The following is a 19,169-nucleotide window of genomic DNA, read 5'->3' on the forward strand; positions in this document are numbered from 1 at the left end:
GGCCATCACCGGCCCGCAGGGCGGGCCTCTGGCCCGCCAAACCACGTCACCCGCTGCAGCCGTCCAGCTCCACCGCCATGCGGCTGCCGATCACCGTGATCCGCAGGTCCGACCGGCTGAGGGCAAAAGGCCCGTGGTCGGGCGGCACCACGTCCGCGACGGCGCGGATCGTGCCGCCGTCGCGCCGGGTCGTCGCCTCCGACACCCAGACGTCCGGGTCGCGGTGTTCCAGCACCAGCGTCTCGTCGTTGCCGAGCGCGGGCATCGGCGCCGTCACGGTCACCCGCAGCCCGTCGCTGATCGGCTCGACCGAGCATGTCGCGGCGCCCGCGCCGGCCTCGCCCGCGGTCAGGGGCCGGTCCGACAGGGCCAGCCCGATCTCGCGCACCCGCTCCGTCCCCGGCGGCAGCACGCCCGACACCTCCAGCGTCACCGGCATGCAGACGTCGAGGCAGACGCCGAGGTCCAGCCGCCCGGCGATCTCCACCGCGCCGGTCCCGCTCAGCGCGAATTCCACCGGCAGGACCACGTCGTCGCGGTAGCCGATCGAGCGCATCCCGTTGGTGACGAAGACCTGCGGCCGCGGCCAGTGGATCGCCATGCCGGTCACGCCGTCGGCCTCGGTCAGCCGCAGCACCGTGGGTACGCCGCCCTCGCCCGGGGCGCGCCAGTAGGTCTTCCACCCCGGCGCCAGCGCGATGTGGATCGCGGCCATGTGGTTGCCGTTCGGCAGCCGCCAGCCGGGCAGCAGCGACACCTGCACAACGTCGTCCGCCGTCCGCCCCTCGAAATCGGCAAGCGACGGGGTGGCGGTCAGCGCGACGGCGCAGGCGAACAGGGCGGCGAGGCTATGGCGGGCAGCGTCAATCATCCCGACCGAGGTAGGAAGCGCCGCCTGAAATGGGAAGTCACGTTTTGGCGACGCCGCGCCCGCTGTGGCCGCGGCGCCGCGCGGGCGGCGCTTGATCGCGCGCGGGCGAAGGCCCATCCTGTCACATATGGCCGACACACCGCCCCCCCGCGAAGACCTGACCGGAAAGCTGCTGATCGCGATGCCCGACATGGGCGACCCGCGGTTCCACGGCAGCGTCGTGTTCCTGTGCGCCCATTCGGCGGACGGCGCGATGGGGCTGATCGTGAACAAGCCGATGTCCGAGGTGACCTTCGGCGAGATGCTGGAACAGCTCGACATCCCCCGCGGCCCCGATACCCCCGAGCTGCCCGTCTGCTACGGCGGCCCGGTGGAACTGCGCCGCGGCTTCGTGCTGCACGCCGCCGGCTATCGCGGGCGGATGGAGGACGGGCTGCGCATCGACGACCGCTTTGCCATGACCGCCACGCTGGACGTGATCGAGGACATCGCCCGCGGCGCCGGCCCGGCCGAGGCATTGCTGGCGCTGGGCTATTCCGGCTGGGGTCCGGGGCAGCTGGAGGACGAGATCCGGCAGAACGGCTGGCTCACCGCCGACGCCACGCCCGAGCTGGTCTTCGGCCGGCCCATGGCGGCCAAGTGGGAGGCGGCGCTGGCCTCGCTCGGGATCTCGCCGCTGACCCTGTCCGCGCAGGCCGGGCGCGCCTGACCCCCGGGGCTGGGTCGCGCGCGCCGGCGCGCTACCTTCACCGGGAAAGTGGAGACCGACCATGCAGATCACCGTCATCGGCGCCAGCCGCGGCATCGGCCGCAAGGTGGTGGACCACGCCCTGTCCCGCGGCCACGGCGTCCGCGCCGTCGCCCGCAGCGCCGGGGCCATGGGGATCGACGCGCCCGGGTTCGACGCCGTGGCGGGCGACGCCACCGACCCCGCGCTGCTGGACCGCGCCGTGGCCGGGGCCGACGCCGTGATCCTGACCCTCGGCGTGCCGCGCGACCTGCGCGCGCTGAAGGCCACGACGCTGTTCTCGGACGCGACCCGCGCGCTGATCCCGGCAATGGAGGCGGCGGGCGTCGGGCGGCTGCTGGCCGTCACGGGGTTCGGCGCGGGCGACAGCCGGGCGAAGCTGTCGGCGCTGGAGCGCGCGGGGCAATCGGCGTTCCTCGGCCGGGCCTATGCCGACAAGACCCGGCAGGAGGAACTGATCCGCGCCTCGGGCCTCGACTGGACGATCCTGCGCCCGGGCTTCCTGACCGACAACGCGATGACCGGGCGCTACAAGGTGCTGGTCGAGCCCGACAGCTGGCGCAACGGGCTCATCTCGCGGGCCGACGTCGCCCATTGCCTCGTCCGCGCGGCGGAGGAAGGGCTTTGGGTCCACCAGACCCCCGCGATCCAGCGCTGATGATTTTTTTCGGGCGGGCTGTCGAAATGCCCCCGCCCCCCGGCTCTCTGTCATGACGGCGCGGTGCCGTCGCCACCCACAGGGAGCTGACCCATGATCCGCAAGACCCTTCTCGCCGTTCCGCTGCTGGCCCTCGCCGGCCCAGCGCTGGCCGAGCCCTTCACCATGTTCATCTACGAGACGCCCGAGGACATCGCGCTCCGCGCCGACAGGACCGAGGCGGGCGCCGCCTACTGGGCGGAATGGGCTGCCTTCAGTGCCGCGCTGGAACAGTCGGGCACCGTCCGCGGCGGTGCGCCGCTGGCCATCACGGGGGCAGACGGCGTGACGCTTTCGGGGTATTTCATCCTCGAGGCCCCCAGCCTGGCCGAGGCCGAGGCGCTGGCCGCCCTCGCCCCCACCGCGACGCGCGGCGGGCAGACCCTCGTCGTGCCGCACCTCGCGGTGCCCGGCATGTCCCAGTGACCCGTGCGGAAGGAGTAACCGCCATGCAGTACATGATCGTCTTCCGCGAACCGATGTCCGAGTTCGAAAAGCGCGAGGACCCGTCTCAGATGGGCGACTACTGGGGCGCCTGGGGGGCCTACATCGGCGCCATGCGCGAGGCCGGGATCATCGTGAAGGGCGACGGGTTGCTGCCGCCCGCCACCGCCACCATCGTGCGCCAGCGCGAGGGCGCCCGGCTGATCGAGGATGGCCCCTTCCCGGACGTGAAGGAGCAGCTCGGCGGGTATTTCGTGATCGAGGTGCCCGACCTCGATGCCGCGATCGACTGGGCCGGGCGGTCGCCCGCGGCGCTGGTCGGGTCGGTCGAGGTGCGGCCGGTGATGCCGGCCGACATGCTCCTGTGAGTGACGGCGCGGCGCGTGACGCCGCGGCCCAGGCCGCGGTCGCGCGCGCCGCGCGGGACGGCTACGGGCGGCTTCTGGCCTATGTGGCCGCCCGCACCCGCGACATCGCCGCCGCCGAGGACGCGCTGGCCGACGCCTTCGCCACCGCGCTGCGCCGCTGGCCCGAAACGGGCGTGCCCGACAGCCCCGAGGCGTGGCTGCTGACCGTGGCGCGGCGGGCCGCCGGCAAGGGCGCGCGCGCCCGCGGCACGGCGCAGGCGGCGCAGGCGACGCTCGACATCCTGATGGAGGAGGCGATGGAGACCGCCGCGCCCGAGTTTCCCGACGACCGGCTGAAGCTGATGTTCGCCTGCGCCCACCCGGCCATCGACCGGTCGGTGCGCAGCGCGTTGATCCTGCAGACGGTGCTGGGGCTGGATGCCGCCCGCATCGCCCGCGCCTTCGTGGTGCAGCCCGCCGCGATGGGCCAGCGCCTGTCGCGGGCCAAGGCCAAGATCCGCGCCGCCGGCATCCCCTTCCGCGTGCCCGAGGCCGAGGAGCGGGAGGGGCGGCTCGACGACGTGCTGATGGCCGTCTACGCGGCCTATGGTCTGGGCTGGGAGGTGCCGGGCGGGCTGCCCGCGGGCCGGGCGCGCGAGGATCTGGCGCAGGAGGCGCTGTTCCTCGCGCGGCTCGTCACCGCGTTGATGCCGGGGGAGCCGGAGCCCTTGGGCCTCCTGGCATTGATCCTCTACTGCGAGGCCCGGCGTTCGGCGCGTCGTGCGGAGGACGGCGGCTTCGTGCCTTTGGCCGAGCAGGACCGCGCGCTGTGGGACGGGGCCATGGTGGCCGAGGCGGAACGGGTGCTGGAGGCCGCGGCGCGGCTGGGCCGGCCGGGGCGGTTCCAGACCGAGGCGGCGATCCAGTCGGTGCAGGTGCAGGCCCCGCGCGGGCAGGCGGGCGATCCGGCCGTGCTGTCGGCGCTCTACGACTACCTCGTGACGCGCTGGCCGAGCCTCGGGGCCGAGGTCGCCCGCGCCGTGGTCCACGCCGCCGCCCGCGGGCCGGAACGCGGCCTGCAACTGCTCGACGCGATGCCCGCAGACCGGGTGGCGGGCTACCAGCCGTGGTGGGCCGCGCGGCTGGAGCTGTGCCTGCAGGCGGGCGACAGCGCCGGCGCCAAGGCCGCCCGCGCGCATGCCATCGCGCTGACCGACGACCCCGCCGTGCAGGCCTGGCTCAAGGCGCGGTAGGGCGGGACGTGTCCCGCCGGCTCACCCCGCCGGCTGCGTCTCCAGGTCCAGCCACAGCCGCCCGTCCCGATACCCGCCGCGCACCAGGAACCCGTCGCGCCTGACCTCGGGATACTCCGCCGCCCAGTCGCGGTAACGGTCGTTGGTCACGACCCGCGCGCCGAGATCGCGCGCGGCGGTCAGGATCATCGGGTCGGCGGGCGTGCCCTTGGGCACCACCATGATCCGGTCCTCGGGCAGGCCCAGCAGCCTGGCAAAGGCCCCGTCATGGCGATAGCGCCCCTCGACGAGATAGCCGGCATTGGCGTCGAACACGACGCCGGGCGCGTAGCCCTGCGCCTCGAGATGGGCCACCACCTCGCGCAGGGGTTCGATGCGCGGTGTCTCGTCGGCCCAGTGCATCACGTTCGAGCCGTCCACCACGATCCATTTCGCCCGGGGCGGCTTGACCCGCCAGCTGCGCGTGCCGGGCGGCTGCGGCGCCTTCTGCGGGCGGCGGCGGGCCAGCGCGGCGCGGAGGAGGAGGAAGAGGCTCGCCACCACCATCGGCGCGGCGAGAAGGACGAGGTCGGACAGCCCCGGCACCATCAGCGCCGCCGCGAGGCCCGCGGCGGACAGCGCCAGGAGGATCAGCGGAACGACCATCGCCCGACCTTCAGCGCGGCGCGGGGTTGAGGCCCTTGTTGTAGGGCGTCCAGTCGGTGATCTCGGGATAATACGCCTTGCGCCACGCCCGCACGCGCGGGTTCATCACGCGGCGCCAGAGCGGCGGCACCATCGCGGCCAGCGTCATCACCGGGTAGCCGTAGGGCAGCTGCGGCGCCTCGTCCTCGGTGTAGTTCTGGAGCAAGGGAAAGCGCCGGTCGGGCTTGTAGTGGTGGTCGGAATGGCGCTGCAGGTTGATCAGGAGCCAGTTCGACGCCTTCTGCGCCGCGTTCCACGAATGGCGCGGCAGGACGTGCTCGTATTTCCCGTCGCCAAGGTGCTTCCGCGTCAGGCCGTAATGCTCGATGTAGTTGGTCAGCTCCAGCTGCCAGACGGCGACGAAAGCCTGGACCATGAACAGCGCGACGCCAAGGCCGCCCCCCAGCGCGTAGGCCAGCGCGAGGCAGGCGACCTGCAGCGACCAGTAGCGCCAGAACGGGTTCGACGGGTCGGTCCAGGGCTTGCCCTTGCGCGCCAGCATCGCCTTTTCCGCCGCGAAGGCGCTGACCAGGCTTTCGCGCAGCACGCGGGGGAAGAAGCGGTGGAACCCCTCGTTGTAGCGCGCCGTCACCGGATCGCGGGTCGTGCCGACGTAGCGGTGGTGGACCAGCAGGTGCTCGGACCGGAAATGGGAATAGAGGACGGTCGCCAGCAGCAGGTCGGCCAGCGTGCGCTCCAGCCGGTTCCGCTGGTGCATCAGCTCGTGGCTGTAGTTGATGCCGATGGTCCCCGACAGGATGCCGACGCCGAAGAACAGGCCGACCTGTTCGACCGTCGACAGGTGCTCGGCCCGCGTCGCGTACCAGATCAGGCCGAAGATCGTGACCAGCTGCAGGGGGAACCAGATCAGCGTGACGAGGCGATACCAGCGCAGCTGGTCCTCGCGCGTGTCGAGGTCGGCGTTCTCCAGCTCCAGCCCGAGTGCGGCGTCGAGCGCGGTGAACAGCCACCAGGTCGAGGCGGGCAGGAGCAGCAGCCACCAGCCCCCCGTCTGCGCGACGACGAGAATCAGGGGGAACAGCCCCAGCGACATCCAGAAGGGCAGCGCGCGGGTCAGCCGGGCAACCTGTGCGGCGGGGATCATGGCCGGTCTCTCCTTGTCTCCCACGGGTTGCAGAATCGCTTGGGGCGCGCGGCCCGTCAATCCTCGGGCCAGGCGCCTGACGCGATGTCCCACGCCTTTCGCATGACGGTGGGGAGGCTCGCGGGCCGGAATGTGGCGCGGGGATGGAATTCGCCGCGCTCCGGTGTCGCATCGGGCGGCACGGTGGCGAGGCGGAGCGCGAGGCGCAGGTGGAAATGGGTGAAGGTGTGGCGCACCTCGAGGCCGGGGTCATGCCACGCGGCGTCGATCGGGGCCGCCTCCTGCGGCGCGTCCTCGGCCCAGACGGTGCCGGGCCAGCCGAGCATTCCGCCGAGAAGGCCGCTGTCGGGCCGGGTTTCCAGCAGCACCGCGCCGTCCGTCCGCCGCACGAGATAGGCGATGCCCTGCCGCGTCGGCTTGGCCTTCTTCGGCGCCTTGCGGGGCAGCTCGGCGGCGATCCCGAGGGCGCGGGCGCGGCACATCCCCATCAGGGGGCAGATGCCGCAGGCGGGCGATTTCGGCGTGCAGACCGTGGCGCCGAGGTCCATCACCGCCTGCGCGTAGCAGCCGGGGCGGGTGGCGGGCGTGAGGCGTTCGGCCAGCGCGCGCAGCTCGGGCTTCGCCGCCGGCAGCGGCGTCTGCACGGCGAACACCCGCGCCAGCACGCGCTCCACGTTGCCGTCCATCACCGCCGCCGGGCGGTCGAAGGCGATGGCCGCGACGGCGGCGGCCGTGTAGGGGCCGATGCCGGGCAGCGCGCGCAGGCCGTCCTCGGTGTCGGGAAAGACGCCGCCATGGTCCGCCGCCACCGCGCGGGCGCATTTCAGGAGGTTCCGGGCGCGGGCGTAGTAGCCGAGGCCCGCCCATTCGGCCATGACGGCGGCGTCCTCGGCCCCGGCCAGCGCGGTGACGGTCGGCCAGCGGTCGGTGAAGCGGCGGAAGTAGTCCTTCACCGCCGCCACGGTCGTCTGCTGCAGCATGATCTCGGACAGCCAGACGCGGTAGGGATCGGGCCGTTCGCCCGCGGCCAGCGCCTCGGGGCCGGTGCGCCAGGGCAGCGCGCGGGCGTGGCGGTCGTACCATGGCAGCAGCGCCGCCGCCGGCGCCCGATCGGAAAACCCGTCACGCAAGGTTTATCTGCCCCCCGGCCGCCTGTTATTGGTTAGCATCGCGTTACGGCATAGATTGCCTGCAACGTCAGGAAAGCAACCCATGCCACGCCCCGCCATACCCCGCCAGCCCGAGCCGCCCGCGCGCCGCAAGCGCGGGTTCGAGGCGGCGTCCGCGCTGCTGGCGCGCGAGCTGAAGGCGCCGGCGGAAAAGCGCGGCTTCGGCGAGGCCAAGCTCTTGACCCACTGGCCCGAGATCGTCGGCGCCGAGATCGCGGCGATCGCGCGGCCGGTCAAGATCACCTGGGGCCGGGGCTTCGGCGGGACGCTGGTGCTGCTGACCACGGGCGGCCATGCCCCCGTGCTCGAGATGCAGAAGGACCGCATCGCCGAGCGCGTGAACGCCAGCTACGGCTACCGCGCCGTCGCCCATGTGCACATCACCCAGACCGCGCCCACCGGCTTTGCCGAGGGGCAGGTCGCCTTTCGCCCCGCCGCACTGACGCCGCGGCCCGAGCCCGACCCGGCGCGGCTCGCCCGGGTGCTGGAAGGGGTCGAGGGGGTCGAGGACGAGGGGCTGAAACAGGCCCTTACGCGCCTTGCCCGGAACGTGTTAACCCCGCGGGAAACCTAAGGAGACGACCCGACGATGGATCGCAGGACCCTGTTGATGGGCGCCGGTGCCGGCGCCATGGCCCTTGGAACCTACGCGCTGCTGCGCCCCGAGCAGGCGGCGCGGCTGCCGCTCCTGCCGCAGCCGGCGCGGGCGCAGACCGCCGAGGGCCCCGCGCCCGAGGTGGTCGAGATGGTGCTCGGCAACCCCGACGCGGCCGTCGAGGTGATCGAATACGCCTCCTTCACCTGCCCGCATTGCAAGACCTTCCACGACAACACCCTGCCGCTGCTCAAGGCCGACTACATCGACACCGGGCTGATCCGCTTCGTCTACCGCGAGGTGTATTTCGACCGCTTCGGCCTCTGGGCCGGCATGGTCGCCCGCTGCGGCGGGCCCGAGCGCTACTTCGGCATCTCCGACCTGATCTACGAGCGGCAGGCGGACTGGACCCAGGGCTCGCCCGCCGAGGTGGCCGAGAACCTGCGCCAGATCGGGCGCATCGCCGGGCTGACCAACGAACAGCTCGACGCCTGCATGACCGACGCCGCCATGGCGCAGGCGATGATCGACACCTACGAGGCGAACATGGCCGAGCACGACATCTCGGGCACGCCGGCCTTCGTCATCGCCGGCACGCTGCATTCCAACATGAGCTATGCCGACATGTCGGCGCTCATCGACGAAGCCATCGCCGCCGCGCAATGACCGCACCGCTGACGGGCGTCCGCGTCCTGGAACTCGCGCGCATCCTGGCCGGCCCCTGGGCCGGCCAGACGCTGGCCGACCTCGGCGCCGAGGTGATCAAGGTCGAGGCCCCCGAGGGCGACGACACCCGCCGATGGGGCCCGCCCTTCGTCGAGCGAGAGGGCGACAGGACCGCCGCCTATTTCCACGCCTGCAACCGCGGCAAGAAATCGGTCATCGCCGATTTCCGCACGCCCGAGGGGCAGGCCCGCGTGCGCGACCTGGCCGCCGGCGCGGACGTGGTGATCGAGAACTTCAAGCTCGGCGGGCTGGTGAAGTACGGGCTGGATTACGACAGCCTGAGGGCGATCAACCCCGGCCTCGTCTACTGTTCGATCACCGGCTTCGGCCAGACCGGGCCCTATGCGCACCGGGCGGGCTACGATTACATCATCCAGGGCATGTCGGGCCTGATGTCCGTCACCGGCGCGCCCGAGGGGCAGCCGCAGAAGGTGGGGGTGGCGGTCACCGACATCCTGACCGGGCTCTATTCCGTCAACGCGATCCTCGCGGCGCTGCACCTGCGGCAGTCGACCGGCCGGGGCCAGCACATCGACATGAGCCTGATGGACGTCGCCACGGCCTTCATGGCGAACCAGGCGATGAACTACCTGACCACGGGCGTCGCGCCGCAGCGGATCGGCAACGCGCACCAGAACCTCGCGCCCTACCAGGTGTTCGACTGCCGCGACGGCTGGATCATCATCGCCACCGGCAACGACGCGCAGTACCGGCGGCTCTGCGGCATCCTCGGGGTGGCGGAGATGGCGGCGGACCCGGCCTTCCTGAGCAACGCCGACCGCATTGCCAACCGGGACGAGATGACCCGGCGGCTGACCGCGGCCACGCTGGGCTGGGGCAAGGCCGATCTGCTGGCGGCCTGCGAGGCCGAGGGCGTGCCGGCGGGGCCGATCAACGACCTGGCCGAGGTGTTCGCCGACCCGCAGGTGCAGGCGCGCGGAATGCGGATCGAGCTGGGCGGCGTGCCCGGCGTGCGGCCGCCGTTCCGGTTTTCGGACGCCGAGGTGGCGCTGGAGCGGCCGGGGCCGGCGCTCGGGCAGCACGACGGGATCGCCGGCTGGTCCGAGCGTTAGGGTCGGCGCGGCGCGACCACCCGGTCCAGCGCCGCATCCACCGCCGCCCAATCCGAAATCCGCAACCGCACCGGCACCGTCATCACCTGCACCCGGAGCGCGGTCGGCAGGCGCACCGCGTCCTTTTCCGTCGTCACCACCTGCGCACCGATGGCCTTGGCCTCGCGCAGCATCCGCGCCATCAGCGCGTCGGTCAGCGGCTGGTGGTCGCTGAGGGCATGGGCCGCGCGGATGTCGGCGCCCATCGCGCGGAGCGTCTGAAAGAACTTCTCGGGCCGTCCGATCCCGGCGAAGGCCACCACCTTCAGCCCCTTGATCGGCAGGCCGGTCGGCAACGGCTCCAGCGCGCCGGTCACATGCGGCACCCCGACCGCATCGCCCCAGCGCCCGGCAAACCGCGCCTGCGCCGCGGCGTCACCGATCGACAGCACGAGGTCGGCCCGGGCGAGGCCCGCTGCCACCGGCTCGCGCAGCGGCCCCGCCGGGATCACCTGGCCGTTGCCGAAACCCACATGGGCGTCCACCACCACCAGCGACAGGTCATGCGCGAGGCCGGGGTTCTGGAACCCGTCGTCGAGCAGGATCGCCTGCGCCCCCGCGGCCACCGCCGCCCGCGCGCCCGCCGCGCGGTCCTTGGCCACCCAGGTCGGCAGGAAGGCCGCCAGCAGCAGCGCCTCGTCGCCGGTCTGGTCCGCCCGGTGCCGGACGGGGTCGACCGCGACCGGCCCCTCCAGCGCCCCGCCATGGCCGCGCGTCACCGCGTGGGCGGCGATGCCGCGGTCGCGCAGCCGCTCGGCCAGCGCGATCACCGTGGGGGTCTTGCCGGTGCCGCCCGCGTTCAGGTTGCCGACGCAGATCACCGGCACGCCCACGCGGTCCCGCGGGCCCCGTGCCAGCCGCCGCCGGGTGGCCCCAGCATAGAGCGCCCCGAGCGGCGACAGCAGCGCCGACAGGATCCCCGGCTCCTGCGTCCAGAACCCGGGCGCGCGCATCAGCCCTGCGCCCCGGCCGCGTCGAGCCGCGCGAGCAGGACCGTCTTCGCCCGCTCGGTCACGTCGGCGCCGGCCGAGACCACCTCCCACGCGGCGTGGGCCATCGCCGCGGCGCGGTCGGGTGACAGGAGCTCGTCCACCGCCTCGGCCAGCCGCTGCGGGGCCGAGACGAGGCGCGCGGCCCGCGATTCCGTCAGGCGCTGGTAGATGTCGACGAAGTTGGTGACGTAGGGCCCGTGCAGGATGGCCGAGCCCAGCGCGGCGGGCTCGAACGGGTTGTGGCCGCCGATCGGCTCCCACGACCCGCCGACGAAGCTGACGGGCGCGAGGCGGTACCACAGGCCCAGCTCGCCCATGGTGTCGGCCAGGTAGACCGGCGCCTCGGCCTCGGGCCCCTCGCCGATGCTGCGGCGGGTGAAGGCCCAGCCGCCGGCGTCCAGCAGCGCGGCGATCTCGTCGCCCCGGTTGGGGTGGCGCGGCACCAGGATCAGCAGGAGCCGCGGGTTCGTCTTCATCGCCAGGCGATGGGCCTCCAGCACCTTCTCCTCCTCGCCCGGATGGGTCGAGGCCGCGACCCAGACCGGGCGGCCGCCGATCTCGGCGCGCATGCTCTCCAGCTCGGCGTTGTTCACGGGCAGGGCGGCGGCGCCTTCCTTGAGCGTGCCGGTGACCTCCATCCGGTCGGACGGCAGACCAAGGCGGCGCAGGTAGATCTCGGTCAGGTCGTCCTGCACCAGCGCCCGCTCGAAGCGGTTCAGCAGGCTGCGCACCATCCCGCGCAGGAAGCGCCAGCGGTCGTGGCTGGCCTTGGACATGCGCGCGTTGAGGAGCAGCATGGGGATGCCGCGGGAATGCGTCTCGCAGATCAGGCTGGGCCAGAGCTCGCTCTCGGTCCAGACCGCGATGTCCGGGCGCCAGTGGTCGAGGAAGGACCGCACGAAGGCGCGGGCGTCCAGCGGCACGTACTGGTGCAGGGCGCGCGGCGGCAGGCGTTCGGCCATCACCCCGGCCGAGGTGACGGTGCCGGTGGTGACGAGGATCGTGAGGTCGCGCCGTTCGGCCAGCAGCTGGCGGATCAGCTCGAGGAGGGCCAGCGACTCGCCCACGCTGGCGGCGTGGAACCAGATCAGCTTGCCCTCGGGGCGGGGCCGGGCGGCGATGCCGCGGCGCTCGTCCAGGCGGGCGGGGTCCTCCTTGCCCTCGGCGACGCGCTCGGCCAGCTTGCGCTCGGCGAAACGCCGGCCGCGGCCCGCGGACCACGCCAGGTAGAGGCCGAGCGTGAGGGACCGGCTCATGCGCGGGCCCTTGGGCGGCGGGCGCGGGCGGGGGCGGGATGGGTCATGGCCATGTCCTTTCCGGGCCGCCGGGCGGGCGGGCGATCGCGGCGCACCCTAGGCAACGGGGCGGCGGGGTCAAGGTGGGCGGGGACGGTGGGGAAACCCGCACCCGCCGCAGGCCCGCCGGTGGGGTTTCCCGCAATCGCCGCACGGCCCCCAAGGGCGTATCCCGGAGAGGTATCCGCCCCCGGAGGCCCTGCCATGATCCGCACCCTTGTCTCGCTCGTGTCCGTGGTCGCGCTGCTGACGCTCCTGCTGATCGACGGGGCGTCGGCGCAGCCCGCCGCGGCCGCGCCGGTCGCTGCGGCCGCCCAGCCCTGAGCCGCGTCAGCCGCGCGCCTTGAGGATCGCGCCGTGCAGGTCCGCGGCGGCGGCCAGCACGCCGGGCACCTGCGGCGTGGCCCGGTTGAAGCTGAGCGGCGCGCCGGTGGCGTCGGTCGCCCGCCCGCCGGCCTCGGCGATGATCAGCGCGCCCGCGGCGATGTCCCATTCCCAGGTCTGGCGAAAGGTCACCATCGCGTCGAAGCGACCCTCGCCCACCAGCGCCATGCGATAGGCCAGCGACGGGCGGTAGGCGCGCGTCACCTGCGGCACGCCCTGCGGCCAGTGCGCGGGGCTGAGGGTGTGCTTGGTCGCCAGCACCTCGGCCTGGTAGAGGTGCCGGGTGGCCGAGGCGCGGATGGCCGTGTCGTTCAGCGTCGCGCCGTGGCCGCGCGCCGCGGCGTAGAGCTTGCCACGGATCGGCAGGTAGACGACGGCGGCGATCACCTCGCCCTCCTCGACCACGGCGAGGGAATGGGCGAAGGACGACGAGCCCTCGATGAAGGCCTGCGTGCCGTCGATCGGGTCGATGACGAAGACCCGCGCCTTGCCCAGCCGCGCGGTGTCGTCGGGGGTTTCCTCGGACAGCCAGCCGTAGCCCGGCCGCGCATCGGTCAGCCGGTCGCGCAGCATGTCGTTGACGGCAAGGTCGGCCTCGGTCACGGGGCCGGCGCCGCCGGGCTTGTCCCAGACCTCGGGCTCGTCGCGGAAATAACGCGCCGCGATCCGGCCGGCGCCGCGGGCCGCGTCGATCAGCAGCCCGAGGTCCTCCCGTGGGTCAGGCGCCGGCAAGGGTGAGCCCTTCCACGAGGAGCGAGGGGACGACCCGGCTGAGGTGCGGGCGCGCGTCGTTGGCGGGGCGGATCGTCAGGAGCATGTCGCGCAGGTTGCCCGCCACGGTGCATTCGTTGACCGGATAGGCGATCTCGCCGTTCTCGACCCAGAAGCCCGAGGCGCCGCGGGAATAGTCACCCGTGGTCGCGTTGATCGAGGCGCCGATCATCGAGGTGATCAGAAGGCCGGTGCCCATCTCGCGCATCAACTCGTCGAGGCTCTGGTCCCCCTGCGTCAGCGCGAGGTTGCCCGCGCTGGGGGAGGGCGGAGCCGAGATGCCGCGGCTCGCGTTGGCGGTGGAGGGCAGGCCCAGCTTGCGCCCGGTGGCGAGGTCGAGCGTCCAGCTCTGCAGCACGCCGTCCTCGACCAGCAGCCGGCGCGCGGTCGGCAGCCCCTCGCCGTCGAAGGGGCGGGAGCCGGAGGTGCGGGGGCGGTGCGGGTCCTCGACCAGCGACAGGCCGCGGGGCAGCACCTGCTCGCCCATCAGCCCGCGCGCCCAGGACGCGCCGCGCACGACGGCGGTGCCGTTGGTCGCGGCCAGCAGGTGGCCGATCAGGCCCGAGGAGATGCGCTCGTCGTAGATCACCGGGTAGGCGCCCGTCTTGGGCTTGCGCGCGCCGGCGCGGGCGACGGTGCGCTCGCCGGCGAGGCGGCCGACCTCCTCGGGCGCCATCAGGTCGGCGGCGTGGATGCGGCCGTCGCCGTAGTAGTCGCGCTCCATCCCCAGCCCCTCGCCGGTGATGGCGACGCAGCCAAGGCCATGATCGGACCGCGCGTAGCCGCCCGAAAACCCGTTGGTCGCGGCCAGATGGACGCGCCGGCGCGAAAAGCCCGCGGTGGCGGATTGCACCTGGCTGATGCCCTTGACCGCCAGCGCGGCGGCCTCGGCGCGGCGGGCGGCATCCTCCAGCGCGGCGGGGTCGGGGTCGGCGGCGGGGTCGGACATGTCGAGGCCCGCGCCGTCGCGCATAGGGCTCAGTTGGTCGGGGTCGGCCAGGCCCACGGTCGGGTCCTCGGGGGCGAGGCGGGCCATGGCGACGGCGCGTTCGGCCATCTCGCGCAGCGTCTCGGGCCGGGTGTCGGAGGCGGAGACGCAGGCCTGCCGCCGGCCAACCAGCACGCGCAGGCCGATCTCGACCCCCTCGGACCGCTCGGCCTGTTCCAGCGCGCCCGCGCGCACCCCGATCGACAGCGAGGTGCCGTCGATGGCGATGGCGTCGGCCGCCTCGGCGCCGGCGCGGCGCGCGGCGTCCAGGGCCGCTTCGGTCAGGGTTGCGAGGGGCTGCGTCATGGGGCTTCGGACCTGCTGGGGTGGCGTGCCTTCGGACCTAGTGCCGCGGGGGCGCCTGCGCAAGACAAGCCGCGCCCCGCCCGGGTCGGCGGGCGGGGCGCGGCAAGGGTTCGGGGGGGCGTTACTGCAGCGGCACGCCGTTGGCGCTGATGCCGCCGCCCTCGGTGAACTCGATGGTCGATTCCAGCGTGTCGGGCGCGGCCCCGGGCCGGGCGAAGGCCCCCAGCATCCCGCGCACCATGGCCAGCTGCTCGATCGGCACGATCCCCGTGGCCTGCAGGCGGTCGATCAGGCCGAGGCCGCCGGCCAGCTGCAGGTCGACCGAGCCGACCGGCATCGGGACCGGCCCCGGTGCGAAGGTGGCGCTGCCGGTGCCGGTCAGCGTCGCGCCGCCGACCGAGACGCGCAGCTCGTTCAGGGTGAGGTCGCGCAGTTCGGCCGGGGGCGGGCCCATGCCTTCGGGGTCCATCGTCATCAGGTCGGCCAGCACCTGCACCGAGCCGGTCAGGTCGGCGATCACCGTCACCGGATCGCGGGGGAAGTTGCCGGCCGGGTCGGCCATCGCCCAGATCTGCGGGCTGACCGCGACGTCCTGGTAGGCGAGGCGGGCCGAGATCGGCTGCGGATCGGCGGCGGCGACCAGCGGGAAGGCGAAGGCGATCTCGGCGCTGCCGACCGAGAACTGGATCGGCACCGGCAGGTCGGGCCCGGCGAAGAAGGTCGCGCTGCGCCGGGCGCTGACGCGGTAGTCGATCTCGGTCTCGGAGAAGGTGGCCGACAGGCTGCCGCCGGCGTTCGAGGCGAACAGGCTGAAGCCGTCGGAGGGATGCTCGAAGGTCAGTTCCATCCGGGCGCTGTCATAGACGAATTCGCCGTTGAGGTCGAAGCCCGAGGGCACGAGGTCGGGGTTGGAGGCGACCTCCATGAAGTTGCCGAGCCGGCCCTCGCCCGAGGCGGTGGTCGCGCCGACGGAGAAGGACAGCTTCATCCGCCCGATCTCGTCCGGGGGCGGCAGGATGTCGGCGGCCCCGGCAATGCCCCCCATCGTCGTGGTGCTGGCATAGCCGATGTTGGCGGGATCGGTGCCGTCGATCTGGTAGGTCGCCGCGAAATCCACGATCCCGATGTTCAGGTCGATGGTGGGCGGCGGGCCGTCGCCGCCCGAGATCGGGCCGTCCTCGATGGTGATGCGGGACGCGCTGTAATCGTAGAGCCGCGCGCCGGGCTCGCCGCTGGCGGTCATCACGAGGTCGGGGGCGATCAGGTTGAGCCCGAGGTTCACCGGCGGAATGCCCGGTTCCGGCACGAAGGTGATGGTGAAGGCGTAGGTGTCGGACATGGTGATCGTGACGCTGCCGTCGGCGTTCTCGGTCATCACGATCTCGTCGATGCGGCCCACGCTCGAGACCTCGCCGTCGGTGAAGCTGGAGGTGAACCCCGACAGCGTCAGGCTGCCCGCGCCGGGCGTGACCGAGGCGGCCGACAGGACCTGGCCCATGGCGGCCGATTGCGTCTGCCACTCCGCCCAGAGCTCCTCGGCCGTGACGGCCAGCGCGGGGGTGGCCGCCGTCAGGGCGAGCACGGACAGGGTTACGGAAAAGGCTGTGGTCTGGGGCATGGGGTCCCTCCGGGGAGTTGGGCACGCGCGATGGCGGGGATGTTCGCGGGCCGGCCCCCTTGGGTCAAGTGGGGATACCCCGACCCCGGCGGCTTTGGTCTGGCCCCGCGCGGCGCGGGGCGCTAGCACTGGGGCAAGGTGGATCAGGACGCAGGGAGGGCCGGGGCGATGGCGGCGACACTGAGCGGAAAGACCGTGGCGATCACCGGGGCGAGTCGCGGCATCGGCGCGGCGGCGGCGCGGGCCTTTGCCGCCGCGGGCGCGAACGTGGTGCTGATGGCGCGTGACGGCGACGCCATCGCGGCGCTGGCGGGCGAGATCGGGCCGGCGGCGCTGGCGGTGCCCTGCAACGTGACCCGCTACCGCGAGGTCGAGACGGCGCTGGGCGCCGCGGCGGACACCTTCGGCGGGCTCGACGTGCTGATCAACAACGCCGGCGTGATCGAGCCGATCGCCCGGATCGAGGCCGCCGACCCCGAGGCGTGGGGGCAGCTCATCGACATCAACCTCAAGGGCGTGTTCCACGGCGCCCGCGCCGCGGTGCCGCTGATGCTGGCGCAGGGCGGCGGCACGATCATCACCGTCAGCTCGGGCGCGGCGGTGAACCCGCTGGAGGCCTGGAGCGCCTATTGCTCTTCCAAGGCGGGGGCCAAGATGTTCACCGCCTGCCTGCACAAGGAGCTGGGCGAGCGCGGCATCCGGGCGCTGGGCCTGTCGCCCGGCACGGTCGCCACCGACATGCAGCGAGAGATCAAGGCCTCGGGCGTGAACCCGGTGAGCCAGCTGGAGTGGACGGACCACATCCCGCCCGAGTGGCCCGCGCAGGCGCTGGTCTGGATGTGCGGGCCGGGGGCGGACCCGTGGCTCGGCGACGACATCTCGCTGCGCGACCCCAAGGTGCGCGCGCTGGTGGGGGTGGGGCCATGATCGACTGCCACCGCGAGGGCGACCTGTGGGTCGTCACGCTGAACCGGCCCGACAAGGCCAATTCGCTGACCGCCGCGATGCTGGAGCGGCTGACCGACATCGTGATGGAGGCGACGGTCGACCCGCACATCAAGGCGCTGGTGCTGACCGGCGCGGGGGACAAGGTGTTTTCCGCCGGTGCCGACCTCGACGAGGCGCGGGCGGGGCTGGCCACCTCGCCGCTGTGGGAACAGGTGTCGGGCGGGATCGCCGCGCTGCCCTGCCTCACCATCGCGGCGCTGAACGGGACGCTGGCGGGCGGGGCCTTCGGGATGGCGCTGGCCTGCGACCTGCGCCTTGCGGTGCCCGACGCGCGGTTCTTCTACCCGGTGGCCAAGCTGGGCTTCCTGCCGCAGCCGTCAGACCCCGGCCGGCTGGTGGCGCTGATGGGGCCGGCGCGGGCGAAACTGCTGCTGATGGGCGGGCAGAAGCTGACGGCGGACGAGGCCTATGCCTTCGGCCTGGTCGACCGGATCACCCTGCCCGAGCACCTGATGGACCAGGCCCGCCACCTCGCCGCCGACGCGCTGGCCGGCAAGCCCGAGGTGCTGCAGCGGATCAAGGAGATGTGCGGCGGCCGCTAGCGCCGCTTCCAGCCGCGCCGCGCGCCGGGGGTCTTGGAATGGAAGTCGGGCGGGCGTTTCGCGACCCAGGCCAGGAAGGTCGACAGCCGCGGATGGGCGCGCAGCGCCGCGACGGTGTTGTAGCTGCGGGCAAGCTCGGCCTCGGACAGAGTGGCGTGGATCTCGTTGTGACAGATCTGGTGCAGCAGCACCGTGGGCCCGCCCTTGCCGCCGCGGAGCTTGGGCGTCAGATGGTGCAGGCTCTGCTTCGCGCCGGGCGGGATCGGGCGGTCGCAGAGCGGGCAAAGGGGCATGTCGTCCATGGGCGGTGAGATTGGCGCGGGGGCGGGCGGCGGCAAGGGCGAGCCGGTCGACGCGCTGGTGATCGGGGCGGGGCCCGCCGGGCTGATGGCGGCCGAGGTGCTGGCGCGGGCCGGGCGCGCGGTCGTGATCGCCGAGGGCAAGCCGTCGATGGGGCGGAAATTCCTGATGGCGGGCAAGTCGGGCCTGAACCTGACCAAGGACGAGCCGGCCGAGCGGTTCGTCGCCGGCTACGGCGCGGCGGCCGGGTGGCTCGGGCCGATGCTGGCCGACATGGGCCCCGAGGAGGTGAAAGGCTGGGCCGAGGCGCTGGGCCAGCCGGTATTCACCGGGTCGTCGGGGCGGGTGTTCCCGGTGGCGATGAAGGCGAGCCCGCTGCTCCGCGCCTGGCTCGGGCGCATCGGCGCGGAGGCCCGCACCGGATGGCGCTGGACCGGCTGGGACGGCGGCGACTGGGTATTCGCCACGCGCGGGGGGGAGCGGCGGATCGCCCCGCGCGTGGTGGTGCTGGCGCTGGGGGGCTCCAGCTGGGCGCGGCTGGGCTCGGACGGGGCCTGGGCGGGGCTGCTGGCCGCGCGCGGCGTCGAGGTGGCGCCGTTCCGGCCGGCGAACATGGGGTTCGTCGTGGACTGGTCGCCGCACATGCGCCCGGTCTTCGGCCAGCCGGTGAAGGGGGTCGCCCTGCGCGACGCGGCCGGCGGCTGGCATCGCGGGGAGTTCGTGGTCTCGGCTCGGGGCGTCGAGGGCGGGGGCATCTACGCCGTCGCCGCAGACGTGCGCGACGGGGCGCCGCTGGTGGTGGACCTCCTGCCCGATCTGACCGAGGCGGAGGTGGCGCGGCGGCTGGCCGAGCGTCCGAGGAAGCGGACGCTGGCGCAGCACTTGGACAAGGCGCTGAAGCTCGACCCGGTGAAGCGGGCGCTGCTGCAGGAATTCGGCCGGCCCCTGCCCGAGGAGGCGGCGCTGGCGCGGCTGATCAAGGGGCTGGAGCTGCGCCAAGCGGGGCCGCGGCCGATGGACGAGGCGATCTCCACCGCGGGCGGCGTGACGCGGGCCGCCGTGGACGAGGGCCTGATGCTGCGCGCGCTGCCGGGCGTGTTCGTGGCGGGCGAGATGCTGGACTGGGAGGCGCCGACGGGCGGCTACCTGATCACCGGCTGCCTGGCGACGGGGCTGTGGGCCGGGCGGCACGCGGCCGGCTGGGGACGCTGAGG

Annotated in this window: 21 protein-coding genes; 11 read left to right on the forward strand and 10 right to left on the reverse strand. The window is 73.4% G+C overall.

Going from position 1 to position 19,169, the window contains the following annotated elements; translation table 11 throughout:
• Positions 1-46: 46 nt before the first annotated feature.
• On the reverse strand, positions 47-871 hold the full coding sequence (locus tag HCU73_RS13530; protein ID WP_168623986.1) for a protein-disulfide reductase DsbD domain-containing protein: 825 nt from the start codon (positions 869-871) through the stop codon (positions 47-49).
• A 127-nt stretch (positions 872-998) separates the two neighbouring features.
• Here HCU73_RS13530 and HCU73_RS13535 point away from each other — a divergent pair, with 127 nt between their 5' ends.
• From HCU73_RS13535 to HCU73_RS13555, 5 genes are all read left to right on the forward strand, one after another.
• Positions 999-1,580: a YqgE/AlgH family protein gene (locus tag HCU73_RS13535; RefSeq protein WP_168623987.1), complete on the forward strand. Its 582-nt coding sequence runs from the start codon at positions 999-1,001 to the stop codon at positions 1,578-1,580.
• 61 nt (positions 1,581-1,641) lie between these two features.
• Positions 1,642-2,277, forward strand: a complete 636-nt coding sequence (locus tag HCU73_RS13540; protein ID WP_168623988.1) for an NAD(P)-dependent oxidoreductase — start codon at positions 1,642-1,644, stop codon at positions 2,275-2,277.
• 93 nt (positions 2,278-2,370) lie between these two features.
• The gene (locus HCU73_RS13545; protein ID WP_168623989.1) at positions 2,371-2,742 is read left to right on the forward strand and encodes a YciI family protein; all 372 of its coding nucleotides are present in this window, start codon (positions 2,371-2,373) and stop codon (positions 2,740-2,742) included.
• A gap of 23 nt (positions 2,743-2,765) precedes the next feature.
• Entirely contained in the window at positions 2,766-3,128 is a 363-nt protein-coding gene (locus HCU73_RS13550) for a YciI family protein (RefSeq protein ID WP_168623990.1), read from the forward strand.
• Positions 3,125-4,360, forward strand: coding sequence for a DUF6596 domain-containing protein (locus HCU73_RS13555; protein ID WP_168623991.1), 1,236 nt, complete (start codon positions 3,125-3,127; stop codon positions 4,358-4,360). The genes HCU73_RS13550 and HCU73_RS13555 overlap by 4 nt, the downstream gene beginning before the upstream one ends.
• 21 nt (positions 4,361-4,381) lie before the next feature.
• Here HCU73_RS13555 and HCU73_RS13560 read toward each other — a convergent pair whose 3' ends face one another.
• Genes HCU73_RS13560 through mutY form a run of 3 tightly spaced genes read right to left on the reverse strand, consistent with a single transcriptional unit; the run spans position 4,382 to position 7,279 of the window.
• Complete coding sequence (locus tag HCU73_RS13560; protein WP_168623992.1) at positions 4,382-5,005, reverse strand: NYN domain-containing protein; 624 nt, start codon at positions 5,003-5,005, stop codon at positions 4,382-4,384.
• Between the two features lie 10 nt (positions 5,006-5,015).
• Positions 5,016-6,149, reverse strand: coding sequence for an alkane 1-monooxygenase (locus HCU73_RS13565; protein ID WP_168623993.1), 1,134 nt, complete (start codon positions 6,147-6,149; stop codon positions 5,016-5,018).
• A gap of 56 nt (positions 6,150-6,205) precedes the next feature.
• Positions 6,206-7,279, reverse strand: a complete 1,074-nt coding sequence (mutY, locus tag HCU73_RS13570) for an A/G-specific adenine glycosylase (protein ID WP_168623994.1) — start codon at positions 7,277-7,279, stop codon at positions 6,206-6,208.
• 82 nt (positions 7,280-7,361) lie between these two features.
• On the opposite strand from mutY, the gene HCU73_RS13575 reads away from it, so the two are divergent.
• From HCU73_RS13575 to HCU73_RS13585, 3 genes are read left to right on the forward strand one after another with little or no spacing between them, the layout of a single operon-like run.
• On the forward strand, positions 7,362-7,892 hold the full coding sequence (locus HCU73_RS13575; RefSeq protein WP_168623995.1) for a DUF721 domain-containing protein: 531 nt from the start codon (positions 7,362-7,364) through the stop codon (positions 7,890-7,892).
• 15 nt (positions 7,893-7,907) lie between these two features.
• The gene (locus tag HCU73_RS13580; protein ID WP_168623996.1) at positions 7,908-8,579 is read left to right on the forward strand and encodes a DsbA family protein; all 672 of its coding nucleotides are present in this window, start codon (positions 7,908-7,910) and stop codon (positions 8,577-8,579) included.
• Entirely contained in the window at positions 8,576-9,712 is a 1,137-nt protein-coding gene (locus HCU73_RS13585) for a CaiB/BaiF CoA transferase family protein (RefSeq protein WP_168623997.1), read from the forward strand. Before HCU73_RS13580 ends, HCU73_RS13585 begins: the two co-directional genes overlap by 4 nt.
• Here HCU73_RS13585 and lpxK read toward each other — a convergent pair.
• The 5 genes from lpxK to HCU73_RS13610 form a co-directional block, all read right to left on the reverse strand.
• A complete protein-coding gene (lpxK, locus tag HCU73_RS13590) occupies positions 9,709-10,704 on the reverse strand; it encodes a tetraacyldisaccharide 4'-kinase (RefSeq protein WP_168623998.1) in 996 nt (331 codons plus the stop codon). The two genes, HCU73_RS13585 and lpxK, sit on opposite strands and share 4 nt — an antisense overlap.
• A complete protein-coding gene (locus HCU73_RS13595) occupies positions 10,704-11,999 on the reverse strand; it encodes a 3-deoxy-D-manno-octulosonic acid transferase (protein ID WP_168623999.1) in 1,296 nt (431 codons plus the stop codon). Before HCU73_RS13595 ends, lpxK begins: the two co-directional genes overlap by 1 nt.
• A gap of 369 nt (positions 12,000-12,368) precedes the next feature.
• The gene (locus HCU73_RS13600) at positions 12,369-13,154 is read right to left on the reverse strand and encodes a 3'(2'),5'-bisphosphate nucleotidase CysQ (protein WP_168624000.1); all 786 of its coding nucleotides are present in this window, start codon (positions 13,152-13,154) and stop codon (positions 12,369-12,371) included.
• The gene (locus HCU73_RS13605; protein WP_168624001.1) at positions 13,141-14,487 is read right to left on the reverse strand and encodes a TldD/PmbA family protein; all 1,347 of its coding nucleotides are present in this window, start codon (positions 14,485-14,487) and stop codon (positions 13,141-13,143) included. The genes HCU73_RS13600 and HCU73_RS13605 overlap by 14 nt, the downstream gene beginning before the upstream one ends.
• A 121-nt stretch (positions 14,488-14,608) precedes the next feature.
• Entirely contained in the window at positions 14,609-16,105 is a 1,497-nt protein-coding gene (locus HCU73_RS13610) for a DUF2125 domain-containing protein (protein ID WP_168624002.1), read from the reverse strand.
• A gap of 168 nt (positions 16,106-16,273) precedes the next feature.
• Between HCU73_RS13610 and HCU73_RS13615 the strand changes: the two genes are divergently transcribed.
• Both HCU73_RS13615 and HCU73_RS13620 read left to right on the forward strand, forming a co-directional pair.
• A complete protein-coding gene (locus HCU73_RS13615; protein WP_168624003.1) occupies positions 16,274-17,032 on the forward strand; it encodes an SDR family oxidoreductase in 759 nt (252 codons plus the stop codon).
• Positions 17,029-17,655 (forward strand): enoyl-CoA hydratase/isomerase family protein, encoded by a 627-nt coding sequence (locus HCU73_RS13620; RefSeq protein ID WP_168624004.1) that lies wholly within the window; start codon positions 17,029-17,031, stop codon positions 17,653-17,655. Before HCU73_RS13615 ends, HCU73_RS13620 begins: the two co-directional genes overlap by 4 nt.
• Here HCU73_RS13620 and HCU73_RS13625 read toward each other — a convergent pair.
• Positions 17,652-17,957, reverse strand: coding sequence for an HNH endonuclease (locus tag HCU73_RS13625; RefSeq protein WP_168624005.1), 306 nt, complete (start codon positions 17,955-17,957; stop codon positions 17,652-17,654). The genes HCU73_RS13620 and HCU73_RS13625 overlap by 4 nt on opposite strands.
• Between HCU73_RS13625 and HCU73_RS13630 the strand changes: the two genes are divergently transcribed.
• On the forward strand, positions 17,956-19,167 hold the full coding sequence (locus HCU73_RS13630) for a TIGR03862 family flavoprotein (RefSeq protein ID WP_168624006.1): 1,212 nt from the start codon (positions 17,956-17,958) through the stop codon (positions 19,165-19,167). The genes HCU73_RS13625 and HCU73_RS13630 overlap by 2 nt on opposite strands.
• Positions 19,168-19,169 lie beyond the last annotated feature (2 nt).

The organism is Roseicyclus persicicus (assembly GCF_012395815.1).
In the GTDB taxonomy this organism is placed as follows: Bacteria; Pseudomonadota; Alphaproteobacteria; order Rhodobacterales; family Rhodobacteraceae; genus Roseicyclus; species Roseicyclus persicicus.

Excerpts from the sequence above, each read along its gene's own strand:
- HCU73_RS13530 (WP_168623986.1), bottom strand. The coding sequence starts at position 871 with ATGATTGACGCTGCCCGCCATAGCCTCGCCGCCCTGTTCGCCTGCGCC.
- HCU73_RS13535 (WP_168623987.1), top strand. The coding sequence starts at position 999 with ATGGCCGACACACCGCCCCCCCGCGAAGACCTGACCGGAAAGCTGCTG.
- HCU73_RS13540 (WP_168623988.1), top strand. The coding sequence starts at position 1,642 with ATGCAGATCACCGTCATCGGCGCCAGCCGCGGCATCGGCCGCAAGGTG.
- HCU73_RS13545 (WP_168623989.1), top strand. The coding sequence starts at position 2,371 with ATGATCCGCAAGACCCTTCTCGCCGTTCCGCTGCTGGCCCTCGCCGGC.
- HCU73_RS13550 (WP_168623990.1), top strand. The coding sequence starts at position 2,766 with ATGCAGTACATGATCGTCTTCCGCGAACCGATGTCCGAGTTCGAAAAG.
- HCU73_RS13560 (WP_168623992.1), bottom strand. The coding sequence starts at position 5,005 with ATGGTCGTTCCGCTGATCCTCCTGGCGCTGTCCGCCGCGGGCCTCGCG.
- HCU73_RS13565 (WP_168623993.1), bottom strand. The coding sequence starts at position 6,149 with ATGATCCCCGCCGCACAGGTTGCCCGGCTGACCCGCGCGCTGCCCTTC.
- HCU73_RS13575 (WP_168623995.1), top strand. The coding sequence starts at position 7,362 with ATGCCACGCCCCGCCATACCCCGCCAGCCCGAGCCGCCCGCGCGCCGC.
- HCU73_RS13580 (WP_168623996.1), top strand. The coding sequence starts at position 7,908 with ATGGATCGCAGGACCCTGTTGATGGGCGCCGGTGCCGGCGCCATGGCC.
- HCU73_RS13585 (WP_168623997.1), top strand. The coding sequence starts at position 8,576 with ATGACCGCACCGCTGACGGGCGTCCGCGTCCTGGAACTCGCGCGCATC.
- lpxK (WP_168623998.1), bottom strand. The coding sequence starts at position 10,704 with ATGCGCGCGCCCGGGTTCTGGACGCAGGAGCCGGGGATCCTGTCGGCG.
- HCU73_RS13595 (WP_168623999.1), bottom strand. The coding sequence starts at position 11,999 with ATGAGCCGGTCCCTCACGCTCGGCCTCTACCTGGCGTGGTCCGCGGGC.
- HCU73_RS13605 (WP_168624001.1), bottom strand. The coding sequence starts at position 14,487 with ATGACGCAGCCCCTCGCAACCCTGACCGAAGCGGCCCTGGACGCCGCG.
- HCU73_RS13610 (WP_168624002.1), bottom strand. The coding sequence starts at position 16,105 with ATGCCCCAGACCACAGCCTTTTCCGTAACCCTGTCCGTGCTCGCCCTG.
- HCU73_RS13615 (WP_168624003.1), top strand. The coding sequence starts at position 16,274 with ATGGCGGCGACACTGAGCGGAAAGACCGTGGCGATCACCGGGGCGAGT.
- HCU73_RS13620 (WP_168624004.1), top strand. The coding sequence starts at position 17,029 with ATGATCGACTGCCACCGCGAGGGCGACCTGTGGGTCGTCACGCTGAAC.
- HCU73_RS13630 (WP_168624006.1), top strand. The coding sequence starts at position 17,956 with ATGGGCGGTGAGATTGGCGCGGGGGCGGGCGGCGGCAAGGGCGAGCCG.
- HCU73_RS13625 (WP_168624005.1), bottom strand. The coding sequence starts at position 17,957 with ATGGACGACATGCCCCTTTGCCCGCTCTGCGACCGCCCGATCCCGCCC.